Source organism: Acidobacterium sp. FHG110202_01 (assembly GCF_059115305.1).
Genome location: NZ_JBZYWJ010000001.1, coordinates 335,412 through 349,860 on the forward strand (window position 1 = coordinate 335,412; position 14,449 = coordinate 349,860).

At 54.9% G+C, this 14,449-nt stretch carries 16 protein-coding genes and 1 pseudogene; 9 read left to right on the top strand and 8 right to left on the bottom strand.

The genetic code is table 11. The features are described from left to right. The first annotated feature begins 14 nt into the window (after positions 1-14). Positions 15-494, top strand: a complete 480-nt coding sequence (locus AC5S16_RS01330) for a hypothetical protein (protein WP_493928198.1) — start codon at positions 15-17, stop codon at positions 492-494. A 3-nt stretch (positions 495-497) separates the two neighbouring features. On the opposite strand, the gene AC5S16_RS01335 is transcribed toward AC5S16_RS01330, so the two are convergent. Both AC5S16_RS01335 and AC5S16_RS01340 read right to left on the bottom strand, forming a co-directional pair. Further along, on the bottom strand, positions 498-914 hold the full coding sequence (locus AC5S16_RS01335; RefSeq protein WP_493928199.1) for a PIN domain-containing protein: 417 nt from the start codon (positions 912-914) through the stop codon (positions 498-500). Beyond that, entirely contained in the window at positions 905-1,183 is a 279-nt protein-coding gene (locus AC5S16_RS01340; protein WP_493928200.1) for a hypothetical protein, read from the bottom strand. The genes AC5S16_RS01335 and AC5S16_RS01340 overlap by 10 nt, the downstream gene beginning before the upstream one ends. A 79-nt stretch (positions 1,184-1,262) precedes the next feature. Between AC5S16_RS01340 and lysA the strand changes: the two genes are divergently transcribed. Continuing rightward, positions 1,263-2,537 (top strand): diaminopimelate decarboxylase, encoded by a 1,275-nt coding sequence (lysA, locus tag AC5S16_RS01345; protein ID WP_493928201.1) that lies wholly within the window; start codon positions 1,263-1,265, stop codon positions 2,535-2,537. A gap of 103 nt (positions 2,538-2,640) precedes the next feature. Here the strand turns inward: lysA and AC5S16_RS01350 are convergent, their stop codons facing one another. Then, entirely contained in the window at positions 2,641-3,378 is a 738-nt protein-coding gene (locus AC5S16_RS01350) for an SDR family oxidoreductase (protein ID WP_493928202.1), read from the bottom strand. Between the two features lie 127 nt (positions 3,379-3,505). Here AC5S16_RS01350 and priA point away from each other — a divergent pair, with 127 nt between their 5' ends. Further along, on the top strand, positions 3,506-6,106 hold the full coding sequence (priA, locus tag AC5S16_RS01355) for a replication restart helicase PriA (protein ID WP_493928203.1): 2,601 nt from the start codon (positions 3,506-3,508) through the stop codon (positions 6,104-6,106). A gap of 152 nt (positions 6,107-6,258) precedes the next feature. Here the strand turns inward: priA and AC5S16_RS01360 are convergent, their stop codons facing one another. Continuing rightward, positions 6,259-6,528, bottom strand: a complete 270-nt coding sequence (locus AC5S16_RS01360; protein WP_493928204.1) for an HU family DNA-binding protein — start codon at positions 6,526-6,528, stop codon at positions 6,259-6,261. A 159-nt stretch (positions 6,529-6,687) separates the two neighbouring features. Between AC5S16_RS01360 and dcd the strand changes: the two genes are divergently transcribed. The 3 genes from dcd to AC5S16_RS01375 all read left to right on the top strand — a co-directional run bounded on the left by dcd (position 6,688) and on the right by AC5S16_RS01375 (position 8,927). Next, entirely contained in the window at positions 6,688-7,242 is a 555-nt protein-coding gene (gene dcd, locus AC5S16_RS01365; RefSeq protein WP_493928205.1) for a dCTP deaminase, read from the top strand. After that, positions 7,242-7,904 (top strand): LuxR C-terminal-related transcriptional regulator, encoded by a 663-nt coding sequence (locus AC5S16_RS01370; RefSeq protein WP_493928206.1) that lies wholly within the window; start codon positions 7,242-7,244, stop codon positions 7,902-7,904. Before dcd ends, AC5S16_RS01370 begins: the two co-directional genes overlap by 1 nt. A gap of 339 nt (positions 7,905-8,243) precedes the next feature. Then, positions 8,244-8,927 carry a lipid-binding SYLF domain-containing protein gene (locus tag AC5S16_RS01375; RefSeq protein WP_493928207.1) on the top strand — a complete coding sequence of 228 codons (684 nt, stop codon included), beginning with the start codon at positions 8,244-8,246 and terminating at the stop codon, positions 8,925-8,927. Between the two features lie 122 nt (positions 8,928-9,049). Here AC5S16_RS01375 and AC5S16_RS01380 read toward each other — a convergent pair whose 3' ends face one another. Continuing rightward, positions 9,050-11,194, bottom strand: coding sequence for a M28 family metallopeptidase (locus AC5S16_RS01380; protein ID WP_493928208.1), 2,145 nt, complete (start codon positions 11,192-11,194; stop codon positions 9,050-9,052). 189 nt (positions 11,195-11,383) lie between these two features. On the opposite strand from AC5S16_RS01380, the pseudogene AC5S16_RS01385 reads away from it, so the two are divergent. Beyond that, positions 11,384-11,521 (top strand): annotated as a pseudogene (locus AC5S16_RS01385) (DUF5615 family PIN-like protein); the annotation flags it as partial. 175 nt (positions 11,522-11,696) lie between these two features. On the opposite strand, the gene mscL reads toward AC5S16_RS01385, so the two are convergent. Then, the gene (gene mscL / locus AC5S16_RS01390; RefSeq protein WP_493928209.1) at positions 11,697-12,098 is read right to left on the bottom strand and encodes a large conductance mechanosensitive channel protein MscL; all 402 of its coding nucleotides are present in this window, start codon (positions 12,096-12,098) and stop codon (positions 11,697-11,699) included. Between the two features lie 147 nt (positions 12,099-12,245). On the opposite strand from mscL, the gene AC5S16_RS01395 reads away from it, so the two are divergent. Next, positions 12,246-12,941, top strand: a complete 696-nt coding sequence (locus AC5S16_RS01395; protein WP_493928210.1) for a CoA transferase subunit A — start codon at positions 12,246-12,248, stop codon at positions 12,939-12,941. 4 nt (positions 12,942-12,945) lie between these two features. On the opposite strand, the gene AC5S16_RS01400 is transcribed toward AC5S16_RS01395, so the two are convergent. Continuing rightward, complete coding sequence (locus AC5S16_RS01400) at positions 12,946-13,266, bottom strand: hypothetical protein (protein WP_493928211.1); 321 nt, start codon at positions 13,264-13,266, stop codon at positions 12,946-12,948. Positions 13,267-13,393: 127 nt separating this feature from the next. Then, positions 13,394-14,083 carry a CoA transferase subunit B gene (locus AC5S16_RS01405; protein WP_493928212.1) on the bottom strand — a complete coding sequence of 230 codons (690 nt, stop codon included), beginning with the start codon at positions 14,081-14,083 and terminating at the stop codon, positions 13,394-13,396. 55 nt (positions 14,084-14,138) lie between these two features. On the opposite strand from AC5S16_RS01405, the gene AC5S16_RS01410 reads away from it, so the two are divergent. Then, positions 14,139-14,396 carry a permease gene (locus tag AC5S16_RS01410; protein WP_493928213.1) on the top strand — a complete coding sequence of 86 codons (258 nt, stop codon included), beginning with the start codon at positions 14,139-14,141 and terminating at the stop codon, positions 14,394-14,396. The last annotated feature ends 53 nt before the right edge of the window (positions 14,397-14,449 follow it).

Genomic DNA, 14,449 nt, shown 5'->3' on the forward strand with positions numbered 1-14,449 from the left:
GTCGAGGAGCATTCATGTTACGTTGGCCTGTACTTTGCAGTGTGCTTTTCCTGATCGGCGGTCTTGTTCCTCAGGCGCATGCCTCTGCGGATCGCGTCTCCTTTTTCCATGACATCACCGTGAACGATACAGAAGAAGTCGATGATGCTGTCTGTTTTCTGTGTTCGATCCGCGTGGATGGAAAACTGAGCGGCGATGCTGTGGCATTTTTGGGAGGGATACACCTGAACGGTGAAATTGGCGGCGATGTGGTCTCCTTTTTCGGCGATGTGGCCATGAGCGACGAATCACGCATTGACGGAGACTGCGTTGTTTTTGGAGGGCCGATTCATCGGCGGGGCAACAGCACTATTGGCGGCGATACGGTCAACTTTCCGTTGATTCTGGTTCTGCTGCCATTCATCGTTCTCGGTTTGATGATCTACGGATTGATCTCTTTTGTGCGCCGAAGAAAGTACGCTGCATATCCGATGCCTCCGCCACCGATCCGATGAACCTTATTGGAGTTCAATCACGCGCAGTCCAGGAATCATCTGGAAGTGGCGCAGATTTAATGTGACGAGCGCATATCCATATTCAAGCGCGGAAGCCCCGATGAATAAATCTACGGATGGGATTGTGATGCCTTGAGCTCGTTGCTGGCCGTCAATTTTACCTGCGAGCAGGGCGGTTTCTTTTGTATATGGAAGCACCTCGATGTCGAGCAGCAGTTCCTGAATGAAGCGATCGCGGCGGTCGCGGATAGCAGGAATTTGCGCTCGATAGATGGCATGAACGAGTTCGGTAAGGCCTATGGCTGAAAGTACAGCTTCCTGGTCTCCAGCAGTGGAAACGACTTGTTTCAGCAATTGAGCGACTGTGTCACCTCGCCGCTCTGCTGCAATAATGATGCTGGAGTCGAGAATCAGTCCCATTCCGGTGGATTAAGTGGTTCCCTATGACTGTTGATAATCTCTTCAAGATCGTGGCCGAAATTCTCATCCAGCGTTGTATTGGAACCGCGCTCCTCAGCAGAAGCTATGGATTCGGACAATAGGCGACCAGGACGAACAGCAGCTGGTTTTACAACGGCGACAGCACGTGTTCCGCTCTCAATTACAACCTCAGTGCCTTCACGCACACGCGCTATCAGGGAAGCAAAGTCCCGCGCGGCATCAGCTTCCGAGATGTGAATCACGGCCATGCATTGATGATACTGCTTAACCCATATCTGGTATAAGTTTTAAATATTCCCTCTGTTCTTATTCACTTTTTGAGGCTGCTTGAATTCACGTCCGTTTGCTCATCCTGATGCTCAGTCGCCGCTTGGCTGCGATGGCGTTCGTCTAGACTTGCTCGCAAAGAAACACGGCACGCCACTTTATGTTTACTCTGCGAATCAGATCCTTTATCGCCTGCAGTTGTTTGCCGATGCCTTTCAGTCCGTATCGCACCTGGTCTGCTACTCGGTAAAGGCTAATTCCTCGCTGGCAATTCTCAAGCTCCTTGAAGAGAAGGGTGCAGGCTTCGACATTGTCTCCGGCGGTGAGCTGGAGCGTGTACTGCGCGTGAATCAAAAAGCAGCAGGGCGCGTGGTCTTCTCCGGAGTAGGGAAGACCGCAGCAGAAATGGATCTCGCGCTTCGTTCCCGGATTCTCATCTTCAACGTGGAGAGCGCGGCAGAACTCGAGCTGCTGGCTGAGCGCGCCAGCAAATTGCGTATCCGCGCGCGCGTGGCTCTGCGCGTTAACCCCGATGTGTTTGCTGAAACACATCCTTATATCTCCACCGGACTACGGGAGCACAAGTTCGGCATCGATATCAAAGAAGCAAAAAAGGTTTATAAACTCGCGGCGAAGCAGAAGTATCTTGAGCCGTATGGCGTCAGCGTACATATTGGCTCGCAGATTCGGAGCGCCGATCCATTTGGAGCAGCTGCACAACGCGTTGCGCAGCTGGTACTTGATCTCCGCGCCGATGGATTGCCTATCCGCTCCGTAGATGTAGGCGGTGGCCTGGGCATCGAATATCACGCAGACCACAGCTTTCATCCTGAAGAGAAGATTCACCAATATGCGTCGGCTCTGCTCAAGGCGCTCAAGCCGATCGAAGATCTGCAATTATTGCTTGAACCGGGGCGCTTCATCATAGCCCAGGCTGGAGCCTTGGTGACGCGCGTGCTCTATGTCAAGAAGAATGGCGAGAAGACCTTCGTTGTTACGGATGCTGCGATGAACGATCTTATCCGTCCTGCTCTCTATCAGGCTTACCACGACATTGTTCCGGTAGTGAGGCTCAAAGGCGCGCGCAAGCGTGTTGTCGATGTAGTTGGCCCTGTATGCGAGACAGGGGATTTTTTCGCCCGCGACCGTGAGCTGCCGGAACTCAAATCGGGCGATCTGGTGGCTATTTTGGACGCTGGCGCCTATGGGCTTTCGCTTAGCTCGAACTACAATTCGCGGCCCCGTCCGGCCGAGGTATTGGTCGAAGGCAAGCGCGCACGCCTCATCCGCAGACGCGAGACGATGAACGATCTGCTGGACGCTGAAGTCCTTTAGAAAATACTGCCCAGCCGCTAAGGACCCTAAGAAACCCCAGGTTAGCTGAGCGAACCCATTCGACTTCGCTCAGGGCAGGCTCTGGGGCACCCGGTACCCGAATTTACCAGGGGAGGGCTTCGCCGAGGTGAATGTAAGCACCCGTGGGGCCGTCGGCTGGCAGCGTGGCGAGTGCCACGCTTGTCTTTGCGCCGTCGGGGATTTCCATGGGGGCGGCTTCTGTGCCCATTTCGGTCTTTACCCAGCCCGGATGAGCAGAGTTGACCTTGATCTTCGTGTCGCGAAGCTCATACGCGAGGTGGATAGTAAAGGCATTCAAGGCGGTCTTGGATGCGTTGTACGCCAGTTCCTTGGCGCCGGCGATGGGTGAGCCAGGATCGGCGTGCAGAGTGAGCGATCCAAGAATGCTTGACAGGTTTACGATGCGGCCTTCAGGGGCTTTCCTGATCAGCGGCAGCAGTGTTTGTGTCAGTTCGATGGTTCCGAAAAAGTTTGTGTCAAAAGTTTCGCGCAGAACCGACTGTGAAACGCTGCTAGCATTTTCTTTGAGGAAGTCTGCTTTTGAGACGCCGGCATTGTTGATGAGGATATCGAGCTTGCCATAGTTTTTGTCGAAGTAATCGTAGGCTTCCTTGTAATCAGAGGGTTTGGTGATGTCGAAGCGGATGGCCTCTACATCGGCTCCTTCTGAGCTCAGGGCTTCAGCAGCTTCCTTCCCCTTTGCAAGGTCGCGCGAGCCGATGACAACCTTAATGCCATCAAGTTTTCCCAGCTGACGGGCGGTTTCCAAGCCGATGCCCCGGTTTCCGCCGGTGATGAATGCGACTTTCTTTGTAGCCATTTTCTTCCTCCCAGATGTAGTTCATCTGATGCTGGTGGGCGAAATCGGATTCGAGAGAGCTTGCAAAGGAATCTACCACAGAGAGCACAGAGGCTCCGATTGAAACATCTCTGAAACAATAGGGATCATGCCTGCATTTTGCGATGTTGCTTTGCCTGTTCCGCTGGACCGCGCGTTTACGTATGCGTTGAACGGCGAGATTCCGGATGTGGGCTGCCGTGTACTGGTTCCATTTCGTAACGAGAAGATGGCCGGGGTTGTGGTGCGGGGGCATGATGATGCTCCTCCGGTGGAGGCGAAGGCGCTGCTTACGGTGCTGGACCGCGAGCCGGTTGTGTCGGGAACGCTGCTCGAACTGGCGCAATGGATTGCTCAGTACTATATCGCCCCTATTGGCGAGGTTCTGCGCGGAATGCTGCCGTTGATGGCTGAAGTACGGCATGTGACGCTGTTCCGGATTACGGATATGGGGCGGCAGGTGTTGTATGAGGGCGCGGAGAAGGGATCGTCGCGGCGGTCGAAGCTTTCTCCGGAAGAGCAGAAGATTGAATATGCGGTTCTGAATTATCTCGAGAATGGAGAACTGGCCCGGGTTGCGCGGGTGCGTTCGGCTACCGGGGCTGGAATGGGTTTACTTCTGGGGATGCTTCGTAAGAAGTGGATTGTACGGGAGACTCAGGCGGATGCGCGGGATGCGCGGCGGTTGGTACGGTATGTGGTGCTGGCTGGTCGAGGGATTGTTCTCCCATCCTTTGCTGATGCAAAGGATGGTGTGTCCGATGTCGTGTTTACCGATATATCGCAAAAAGCAGATCCTTCGGCTTCGCCTCAGGAGGACAAACTTGTAGAGAACCTGGATTCAATGGCAGGGAAGCGACTGCCTAAATTGAATGAGAATCAGCAACTGATTCTGGCGGAGCTGGCTGGAGCGGGTGGCGAGCTTCCGATGGCGGAATTGCGCAGGCTGGAGGTGCCGCAGTCGACGCTGGCAACTCTGGTGAAGCGCGGGCTGGTTGCGGTCGAGGAGCGAGCTGCGGATTTTCACCTGACACGGCTGGGCGTGAACCATCCTGAATATGAGTTGAATGCGCAGCAGAAGGCGGCGTTTGATGCGATCACTTCGGCGGTGGCTTCAGGGGAGTTTCGTCCGCATTTGTTGCATGGTGTGACGGGGTCGGGCAAGACGGCGGTATATCTGGCGGCGATGCGGTATGCGCTCGATGCGGGGAAGTCGGCGATTCTGCTGGTTCCGGAGATCGGGTTGACTCCGGCGATGGCGGCACAGCTGCATCATGTCTTTGGAACGGAGGTGGCGTTGCTGCATTCGGCGCTGACTCCGGAGGAGCGGGCGGAGCAGTGGCACCGTATCCGCAAGGGTGAGGCGCGGATTGTGGTGGGCACGCGGTCGGCAGTGTTTGCACCGGTGAAGGATCTGGGATTGATCGTAGTCGATGAGGAGCATGATTCGAGCTACAAGCAGGAGGAAACGCCGCGGTACCATGCGCGCGATGTGGCGGTGATGCGGGCGAAGCTGTCTTCGGCGGCTATCGTGCTGGGGTCGGCTACTCCATCGCTTGAATCGTGGCAGAATGCGGAGCGCGGACGGTACATGAAGATCGAGATGCATGAGCGTGTGAACCAGCGTCCGCTGCCTGTGGTGGAGCTGGTAGACATGCGGCGCGAGTTTCAGGAAACAGGGCAGGAGCATCTGTTTTCGCGCGCACTGATCGAGGAGACCAAGGCAACGCTTGATCGCGGCGAACAGGCGATCATTCTGCTGAACCGGCGCGGCTATTCGTTTGTGGTGATGTGCCGGGCGTGCGGCGAAAAGCTGGAGTGCGAGAACTGCGCGATTTCACTCACGTATCACAAGGCGGTCCCGAGCGAGGATGCGCGCGCGCATGTGGGGCAGCGGCTGGAATGTCACTACTGCGGGTACAAAAGGACGGTGCCGAAGCTTTGTCCGAAGTGCGAGAGCGAGCACCTGTATTTTCTCGGAGCGGGGTCGCAGCAGGGTGAGGAACGGCTGCAGGAGATTTTTCCCGGCGCGCGCATCGGGCGTATGGATCGCGACACGGTGCGAGGACGGCATGATCTGGAGCGGTTGCTGGTCCGGTTGCATTCGGGGGAGATCAATCTGCTGGTAGGGACGCAGATGATTGCCAAGGGGCATGATATTCACGGAGTCACCCTGGTTGGTGTGGTGGGCTGCGACCATGCACTGGGGATGCCGGATTTTCGGGCGGCGGAGCGTGTTTTTCAGTTGATGACGCAGGTTTCAGGACGCGCGGGACGCGGCGAGCTTCCAGGGAAGGTGATTGTTCAGACTTACCATCCTGACCATTATGCGATTGAGTATGCGGCGAAGCACGACTTTCACAGCTTTGTAACGCGGGAGATGAAGTATCGTCGGTGGATGCATTATCCGCCATTCAATGCGCTGGCCAATGTACTGATTCAGAGCCAGCAGTTTGAAGAAGCTGCAGGATGGGCGGCTACTCTGGGGCGGTGGCTGCAGCAGACGCAGCTGACGGGCGTGCGCGTGCTGGGGCCGGCGACTGCTCCTATTGCGAAGATCAAGCGTATTTACCGGTTTCATCTGATTATGAAGTCGGAAAAACGGCAGTTGCTGGCGCAGGCTCTGCGGGCGATGCTGGCGCATGCGGAGGAGCGGGGGATTCCTCGAAGGAACCTGGTGGTGGATGTGGATGCTGTTTCTCTTATGTAGGGACTTCGCGTCCAGCGACACGCGCAGTCATCTGATTTATAACCCTCCCACCATTTTGCTTCGCAAAGGATGGGGCACCCGAGGTTATGGGCAACCAACACAAAAAGCAGGTCCTTCGACTTCGCTGCGCTCAGGATGACAGCAATAAGTTGTCAGTCGATCAGGTGGAGTTCTTTGCCGGGCTTGAAACGGACTGCTTTGCCGGGAGTGATGTTGACCTCGGCTCCCGTGCGGGGATTGCGGCCTATCCCGGTCTTGCGTGGACGCACGTTGAAGACGCCGAAGCCGCGGAGTTCAATGCGGTCGCCGGCGGCAAGGGCCTTCTTCAGGCTTTCAAAAACTTTGTCTACGGCGGCCTCGGCCTTGTTGCGGGGCAGGCCGGTGCGCTCAATCACATGGTGAATAATATCTTGTTTAATCAATGCCTTCACCCTCTGTTTTCAAAGTTTTACCTGCACGCTGAAACTAACTTGGATAGTAGAAAGCTTTTCCACTATTTGTCAATGCGCCGGATGTCCCTTAAGATGCAGATTTCGGGGTAATTATTCTGATTTTTTCTAACGGTATAGGCAAGGAGTTCAATGTCGATTAAGAGTGACCGCTGGATCCGCGAAATGGCCACGAAGCACGGAATGATCCATCCTTTCAGCGAAAAACAGGTGAAAGAAGGCGTAGTTTCCTTTGGATTGTCTTCGTACGGCTACGATTTGCGAGTTTCTGATGAATTTAAAATATTTACAAACGTAAATAGCGCTATTATAGATCCTAAGAACTTTGATGAGCGGTCCTTTGTGACCGTGCAGGCTGATTCGGTGATTGTTCCGCCGAATTCGTTTGCGCTGGCGCGCTCGGTTGAATATTTCAAGATTCCGCGGGATGTTTTAACAATTTGCGTAGGCAAGTCAACCTATGCACGGTGTGGAATCATCGTAAACGTAACCCCGTTTGAGCCAGAGTGGGAGGGGTACGTGACCCTGGAGATATCGAATACGACGCCGCTACCAGCTCGCGTCTATGCGAATGAAGGACTTTGCCAGATTCTCTTTTTCCAGTCGGACGAAGTTTGCGAGATAAGCTACGCTGACCGTAAAGGGAAGTACCAGAAGCAGCAGGGCATTGTATTACCTAAGCTTTGATGGAAGATCAGCGCCAATACGGAAAGAATCTGCGGGTCGGGCTGTTTGCCGTTGAGCCAATACGCCACGCCGGACTGTGCAGCGTACTCGAAGATGTCCGCGGAATCGAGCTGGTGGACCAGGGTTTCGAGGGCTTACTCCGCGTCGAGAATGTGGATATTGCCATAGTCAGCCTGGTAGACCATGAAGAAGTTTTAACGTCGGTAACCCAGCTTTGGACCGAGCGCCCGGCACTCCGCGTAATTGTTATGAGCCCGGATCGCGATGATGAGAGCATCATTGCGGCGATCTCTGCCGGCGCCAAAGGCTACTTGGCAGACACGGCTACTCCTGAGGAAGTGATGCAGGCGGTGGAACTGGTGGCCAGCGGCTCGATCTGGGCCCCGCGGCATACCTTATCGATGCTGGTCGACCGCATTCTTGCGAGCGGACCTCTCTCTGCACGTTCAGCGCCTCAGTTTACCAATCGTGAGCTGGAAGTGCTGCAGCTGCTGGTATCGGCGCGGTCAAACCGGGAAATTGCCCAGGCACTGGGAATTGAAGTTCGCACAGTAAAGTCTTATATTGGGCGGATGATGAAGAAGGTTGGCGTGGGTAACCGGATCGCTCTCTCGATCCATGCCGCCAAGCATTCCCTGGGTACTACCGGCCAGGATTCTTAAGCTCTCCTTTCTTTCCTTCTCATTCAAATTGCACGGAGGTACATACTACCTCCGTTATCTTGTGCAGGAAACTTCCATGGCTTACAAACGTAATCAGCAACAACGCAGATCTGGGGAACGGGGCTGTCAAGATACAGCCCCCCTTTTTTGGTATCGTTTCCTTCCGTTGTATTTCTGTGTTCTTCCTGACACTCCCTCTTCAACCTATCGAGAGCACTTCGCATCCGAGTATGTGGAAGCGGCCTGTATTCCCGCAAAAACGAGAAAAATGAGATGTTTAGATGTGGCTGTCATTCCGAGGAACAGACACGCCAATGAAAAGGGAGATCGAAAATCGATATGAAGAAATTTTTGACTTTGCTATGTCTTGCAGGCGTTTCCATCCCCGCTCTTGCCGCGAGTGATAAGGCGACACTCGATGAACGGCTGGAGAATTCAAGAACCATCATCGACCAAGTTATGCAGACGCCGGATAAAAGCATTCCGGACGGCATTGTGAAGCAGGCCACTTGTATTGCAGTTGTGCCCAGCCTGAAGAAGGGCGCATTCATTGTGGGCGGGCAGTATGGACAGGGTGTAGTGACGTGCCGTACGGGACGCGGATGGAGCGGTCCGGTGTTTATTCGGATGGCCGGTGGATCATTCGGCTTTCAGATTGGCGGACAGGGAACAGACCTGATACTCGTAGCTGTGAACCAGAAGGGTATGCAGGATCTTCTGAAGAATAAATTCAAGATCGGTGGCGATGCTGCTGCGTCTGCCGGTCCGGTCGGCCGCAATGCTCAGGCTTCTACGGACTGGAAGATGGGCGCGGAGCTGCTGACGTATTCGCGCAGCAAGGGATTGTTTGCAGGCATCGATCTTGATGGAACGAGCGTGAGCCAGAACACCGAGGACACGACGACCTTCTACGGAGCGCCGCATACCTTTGAGGAAATTCTCAAGGGCAATGTGCTGCCTCCTGAGGATTCGAAGCCCTTCCTGCGCACGGTTGTGAAGTACTTCCATTCAACGCAGGAATAGCCTTCGGCAGCTTCACCAAATGAACCCCAATCAAAAGAAGCGGGAGGCTACTCCCGCTCCTTTCTTTCTGACCTGCCTGAGTCACGATCATCGCTACATTTTTAATCGGCGTGCACCGCTGGTTATTTTGCGGCTGTTTCCAATGTTGTTGTGGCGCGGTTAATGGCCTCGGTCAGGACGGTGAGCTGCGCTGCTCCGCGGCTGCTGTCCTTTGCATCGATGGCCTCGTTTACCCCGGGGATGACGACGGCGGCATAGCCCGTATATTCACCGGGCGCATAGACCGTGTGTTTGAACCAAGGGCGATTCGGCAGGCCATCAGATGAGAGCAGATCACTTTCCACTTTGCGCAGCTGCGCGTTGAATTGTGTGAGATTCGACCGCAGATTTTCCTGCTTTCGGTGGACAGATTCTGCAGCGGTGGTGAATCGCTGCGCAGCTGCGAGAGCTGGCGCGAAGTCCAATCCCGAAATCCTGGCTTCACCGGCTTTTTTCTTTGCCGTGTTCAGATAATCGGTGATCTCTTTGCCGTAGGTTACGTAGTCGTAGGGCAGAATGTCTGTGTCGGCCATGTGCAGAGCTTCGAGGCCAAAGACACGTGCCTGCTGCTGTTCAAAGACAAAATCAGGATCGGCATTTTTAATGAACCAGTTGTAGTTGTCGAAAACAGAATGGTAGACGCCATAAGGACCGGCGGAACCGACGTCGGTCGAGGGCACTCCGAGATGCTGAATGAACGGCGTGTAGTCAGAACCGCTGCCGAGGTCGCCGATTTCTACATCGCTCTGGGCAGCTGTGCCGTGCGGAGAATGTTCATTGGCTGAATGTCTGCGCGATTCTTCTTCCACGCTTCTCTTCCACTGCTCGTAGACGGTTCCGCCTCTCGGACTTTGGACTTCTTTCGTGACTTCGCGGATGAACTGCTTGAGTGAGGGAACAGCGGAGGCATCGAAGTTGGGACCGGAGACACCTACATCTGTATTGAAGTAGGCAACGGCATGGCTGAGGGCTGCAGCGTTGTCCTCTGCCCATTCAGTTGAGCCGATCAGGCCTTCTTCCTCCGCATCCCAGCTGCCGAAGACGATGGTGCGCTTCGGTTTCCATCCAGATTTGAGGAGTGCGCCGATACCATGGACGGTTTCAAGCATGGCCGCGGTTCCACTATTGGGATCGACGGCGCCATAGACCCAGGCATCGCGATGGTTTCCGGCGACAACCCATTCATCAGGCCATTCGGTTCCTTTTATCTTTCCGATGACGTCCCAGATGGTGCGGTAGGCGTAATCCTGCTTAAGGACCATGTGCACTTTCACGCCGCCAGGACCGATGTGGTAGGCGAAGGGCAGAGCTCCTTGCCAATCGCGAGGTACGTTAGGGCCAGAAAGTGCTTCGAGGATCGGAGCCGCGTCGTGATAGGAGAGCGGGTTCGAGGGAATCTGCGGCATGCTGGCTGCGGTCTCAGGATTCAACCGTTTTGCATCAGGCAAATCAGGCATGGCGGCGATGCCGGGCGTGCTGGCGTCACCGGGATACTTGAAGAGATATTGCACGGCGCCGCGCTGCACTGCGGTTTCCGGGCGATATGGGCCTTTAGGATACATGTCGCCGTGGTAGTAGCCGTCGTCGGCCGGGTCGGAGTAGATGAGGACACCTGCTGCTCCGCGCTGCTGCGCGATGTAGACTTTCACGCCGCGGAAGTTCTGCCCGTAGCGGACAAGGACGATTTTGCCTTTGACGCTGATACCGAGGTCGTCGAGCTTCTTGAAGTCTTCAGGGCGGCCGTAGTTGGCGTAAACGACCTCAGCGGTCACGTCTCCTGAGGGGGATGAGCCATTGAATGCGGGGGTGACGCGGGGATCATCCTGAAAAGGGTCGCCGTTCACGACATGCTCCGGTGTGGGACCGGTCATCAACACTTTTCCGCCTGAGGTGGTAGCGGTGATGCTGATTTCTTTAGGCATGTTGAGCCAGACCTTGTAGGGCACGATGGCTGTATCAAGCCCGGCGGCCTTGAATTCTTCGGCAACATAGACGGCGGTGTCGTGGTCTTCTTTTGAGCCGGCAATGTGCGGCGCAGCGGTGAGGGCTTTCAACTCTTCTCCGGCGAGTTTGGCGTCGGGTATGGCAAGGAATTTTTGGTCGATCTTTGCCTGCGCAGAGAAGTTGCGATAACCAAACAGCGCCTGTGGAGTGCTTGTGGTTTGTGCAGGAAGAGAAGCGGCAAATGCGGAGAAGAAAAGGCAACTGACAAGGGCGCGATGCGTCAAAAGGGTGCTCCTTGGATTGGAAAGGTTCTGGAAAATGCGGATATGAATAGAAAGCTTACACTATGCGGGGAAGAGGCTGGTTCACTCTCTTAACCTAAAATGTTGTGAACGGGAGCTCAAGTCATGGAAGGATTCGAACGCATTACTCAGCACCCCGATGCTCGTTGATGCCGGGTTGAAGCTGTTCACTGGTCGGTAACTGGTCCTGTTACTGCAAAAGATTCAGAGATCATGTCATACGCTGCGGCGAATGATTTTCTAGTTCCTACTCATGATCTGGATTTCAGCGCAATTCTTGCGGCGACGCATGGCAACAACCAAGCGTGATTCAGATACAGGCAAGTGATCTTCGCCCGAGTGAGATTGGAGAGCGTGTCATCCTCGCCTTGCGGCAAATGCAATCGGAATTGGAGACAGGTGCGTTGATCACAGTTGATATGCAACGCACCCGGTTGCGATCGCTGCCACTTCCAAGAAAAACGTCTAGATAGAACTTAGTTTCCTACGCAACAGGTTGTGCGCAGTGTGCGCAGCGCTTTGCTGAGAGTGGAATATCGCTAAGGCATTCCGGGCAGGGCCTTGTTGCCGGGGGTTCGGCTTTGGCCGGGAAAAAGCGGGCCATCAGCTTGTTGATGGGCAGGACAAAGAAGAAATAAACCGAAGCTGAGATCAGTATGAATGAGATGATGTCATTCAGGAACGTTCCGTACTGAATCTTTCCTCCGTTGATATCGAGCACCAGGTAAGAGAAATCCGGTTTCTTTACCAGTGCCGCAATCAGCGGGTTGATAAGGTTCTTTACCAGCGAGTTCACAATTGCTGTGAATGCCGCGCCGACTACCACCGCTACAGCCAGGTCAACTACATTACCGCGAAGAATAAAATCCCGGAAACCTTTTAACATGGAATCCTCCTGAATTCGCCAACTCGTTGTCATGCTATCGCAGAAGCCCTGTTTGCAGGAATGGCTATGTTTATCCATCGGGCCGCCGTTATGCAGGAGAGGCGCGGCTCGCGTATTCTGCTCAGTGCTTTTAAGTGAGGAGACCCATTGAAGAAGGTAGTTGCCAGCGCAGATGAGGCGGTAAAGGACATTCCCGAAGGCGCGACGGTGATGCTCGGAGGGTTTGGGTTGTGCGGGATTCCTGAGAACCTGATTACAGCGCTTGTGCGGCGCGGCGTAAAGGGCCTGCATACCATCAGCAACAACATGGGCATCGATGGATTCGGCATGGGGCTGATGCTTGAGGCGGGCATGATTGCGTCGCATACCGGCAGCTATGTGGGCGAGAACAAGCTGCTCGAGGAAAAGGTCATTAAAGGCAAACTGGATCTGAGGCTCATTCCGCAGGGGACGCTGGCGGAGAGAATCCGCGCGGGCGGCGCGGGGATTCCGGCATTTTATACGCCGGCCGGCGTGGGAACCCTGGTTGGAGAAGGGAAGGAGACGCGTGAGTTCGATGGCCGGCATTACCTGCTAGAGCGCTGGCTGCGCGCGGATTTTGCATTGATTCATGCCTGGAAGGGCGATACCGCCGGGAATCTTATTTACCGCAAGACGGCGAGGAACTTCAATCCCATGATGGCTGCGGCTGCGAGGGTCACGATTGCCGAAGTTGAGGAGCTAGTTGAGCCGGGCGAGCTTGATCCGGATCATATTGTCACTCCGGGGATTTATGTGAAGCGCATTCTGAGTTGTGAGAAGTGCGAGAAGCGCATTGAGCGCCGGACGGTGCGCAAGACCTAGTCGATCACTTCATCTGCTGAATATGCTGCTGCAACTGGCTGCAGATTCCGCGGTATTTGATGACGAAGCGCGCATCAGCGAAGAGTGTTCCTGCTGCGATTACAAGCGCGGCGATGATCTGCCATTTCTGTATGCCTGTAACAGCGCGCCCTACCAGGCGGAAGCATAATGCAATGGCGAACGCCGATAGCATGGCCAGGATAGCTATGGAAGGCAAACGGTCGCAGTAGATTTCTTCAGAACCCTGTATCAGCCAGAATGATGCTGCAGCGGTGAGGAGCGCGATGACCAGCGCTCCGAGGCTTCCGGATTTCAGTCGAGGCATGAAGAACAGGGTAACAAGTTGATGGTTTGCGCGCGCGCGCGCTTCCTTGCATCATCCTGCAAAAACTGCAGGTTCTTCGACGGCGTCTTCGCTACGCGAAGACGCCGCTCAGAATGACAATTTCGTGCTAACAAGCCATCTCTTTCAGCGTCGGGCTGACGATTAAATTTGCTTCTGTGGCATTCTGCACGTCGCCTGCGCTTAGTCCTGGCGCGACTTCTTCGAGCACCAAACCCTCTGGAGTCACGCTGATCCAGGCCATTTCTGTGGCGATGGTATGGACTACTTTCAATCCTGTAATGGGGAGCGTGCAGCGCTTGAGGATCTTCGGGCGGCCGTCTTTTGTGGTGTGCTCCATGGCAACGATGACGCGACGCGCGCTGGCAACTAGGTCCATAGCGCCGCCCATGCCTTTTACCATCTTTCCGGGGATCATCCAGTTGGCGAGGTTGCCTTGTTCGTCGACCTCCATGGCGCCGAGGATGCTGAGATCGATGTGGCCTCCGCGGATCATGGCGAAGGAGTCGGCGCTTGAGAAATAGGATGTGCCGGGGAGCTCGGAGACAGTCTCCTTGCCGGCGTTGATGAGATCGGGATCGACTTCGTTTTCGAGCGGGTAGGGGCCAACGCCGAGCATTCCGTTTTCCGATTGCAGAACGACTTCGATGCCGGGAGGAACGTGGTTCGCGACCAACGTCGGCATGCCGATGCCGAGGTTTACGTAGAAGCCATCGCGCAGCTCACGCGCCACGCGTTTGACGATGCGTTCGCGTTTTTCGATATCCTGCTGTTTTCCTGAATTCGATACAGTAGTCATAACGGTTGTTTCCTGGATGCCTCCGGCGGTCTTCAATCTTCGAGCACGGTCCTTATTGCGCGGAACCATTCTAGTCCTCGGCAGCCTGCTTCTGTCGTTTCTGCTGTCGGGCTTTCCCAATCCACGCCCTTCGCTCAAGATGATTCTTCCTGCAGTGCTCGCGCTCTATGGAACATACGACACATCGCGATGTCTTCGCCTGCGATGGAGCTTTTATCACGGAGGCGTGCTGCTGCTGCTGTATATGGATGTGATGGCGCTCGCGATGATCTTCTTCCTTTTGCTTTATCCATATGAAGGCTGGCTTCAATAGACATGAACAGGCGAACTTTTCTAGGACGGAGTCTGGCTTCGGCTTTGGTGGCT

Coding starts and splice junctions, on each gene's coding strand:
- AC5S16_RS01330 (WP_493928198.1), top strand. CDS start 15: ATGTTACGTTGGCCTGTACTTTGCAGTGTGCTTTTCCTGATCGGCGGT.
- AC5S16_RS01335 (WP_493928199.1), bottom strand. CDS start 914: ATGGGACTGATTCTCGACTCCAGCATCATTATTGCAGCAGAGCGGCGA.
- AC5S16_RS01340 (WP_493928200.1), bottom strand. CDS start 1,183: ATGGCCGTGATTCACATCTCGGAAGCTGATGCCGCGCGGGACTTTGCT.
- AC5S16_RS01350 (WP_493928202.1), bottom strand. CDS start 3,378: ATGGCTACAAAGAAAGTCGCATTCATCACCGGCGGAAACCGGGGCATC.
- priA (WP_493928203.1), top strand. CDS start 3,506: ATGCCTGCATTTTGCGATGTTGCTTTGCCTGTTCCGCTGGACCGCGCG.
- dcd (WP_493928205.1), top strand. CDS start 6,688: ATGTCGATTAAGAGTGACCGCTGGATCCGCGAAATGGCCACGAAGCAC.
- AC5S16_RS01370 (WP_493928206.1), top strand. CDS start 7,242: ATGGAAGATCAGCGCCAATACGGAAAGAATCTGCGGGTCGGGCTGTTT.
- AC5S16_RS01375 (WP_493928207.1), top strand. CDS start 8,244: ATGAAGAAATTTTTGACTTTGCTATGTCTTGCAGGCGTTTCCATCCCC.
- mscL (WP_493928209.1), bottom strand. CDS start 12,098: ATGTTAAAAGGTTTCCGGGATTTTATTCTTCGCGGTAATGTAGTTGAC.
- AC5S16_RS01400 (WP_493928211.1), bottom strand. CDS start 13,266: ATGCCTCGACTGAAATCCGGAAGCCTCGGAGCGCTGGTCATCGCGCTC.
- AC5S16_RS01405 (WP_493928212.1), bottom strand. CDS start 14,083: ATGACTACTGTATCGAATTCAGGAAAACAGCAGGATATCGAAAAACGC.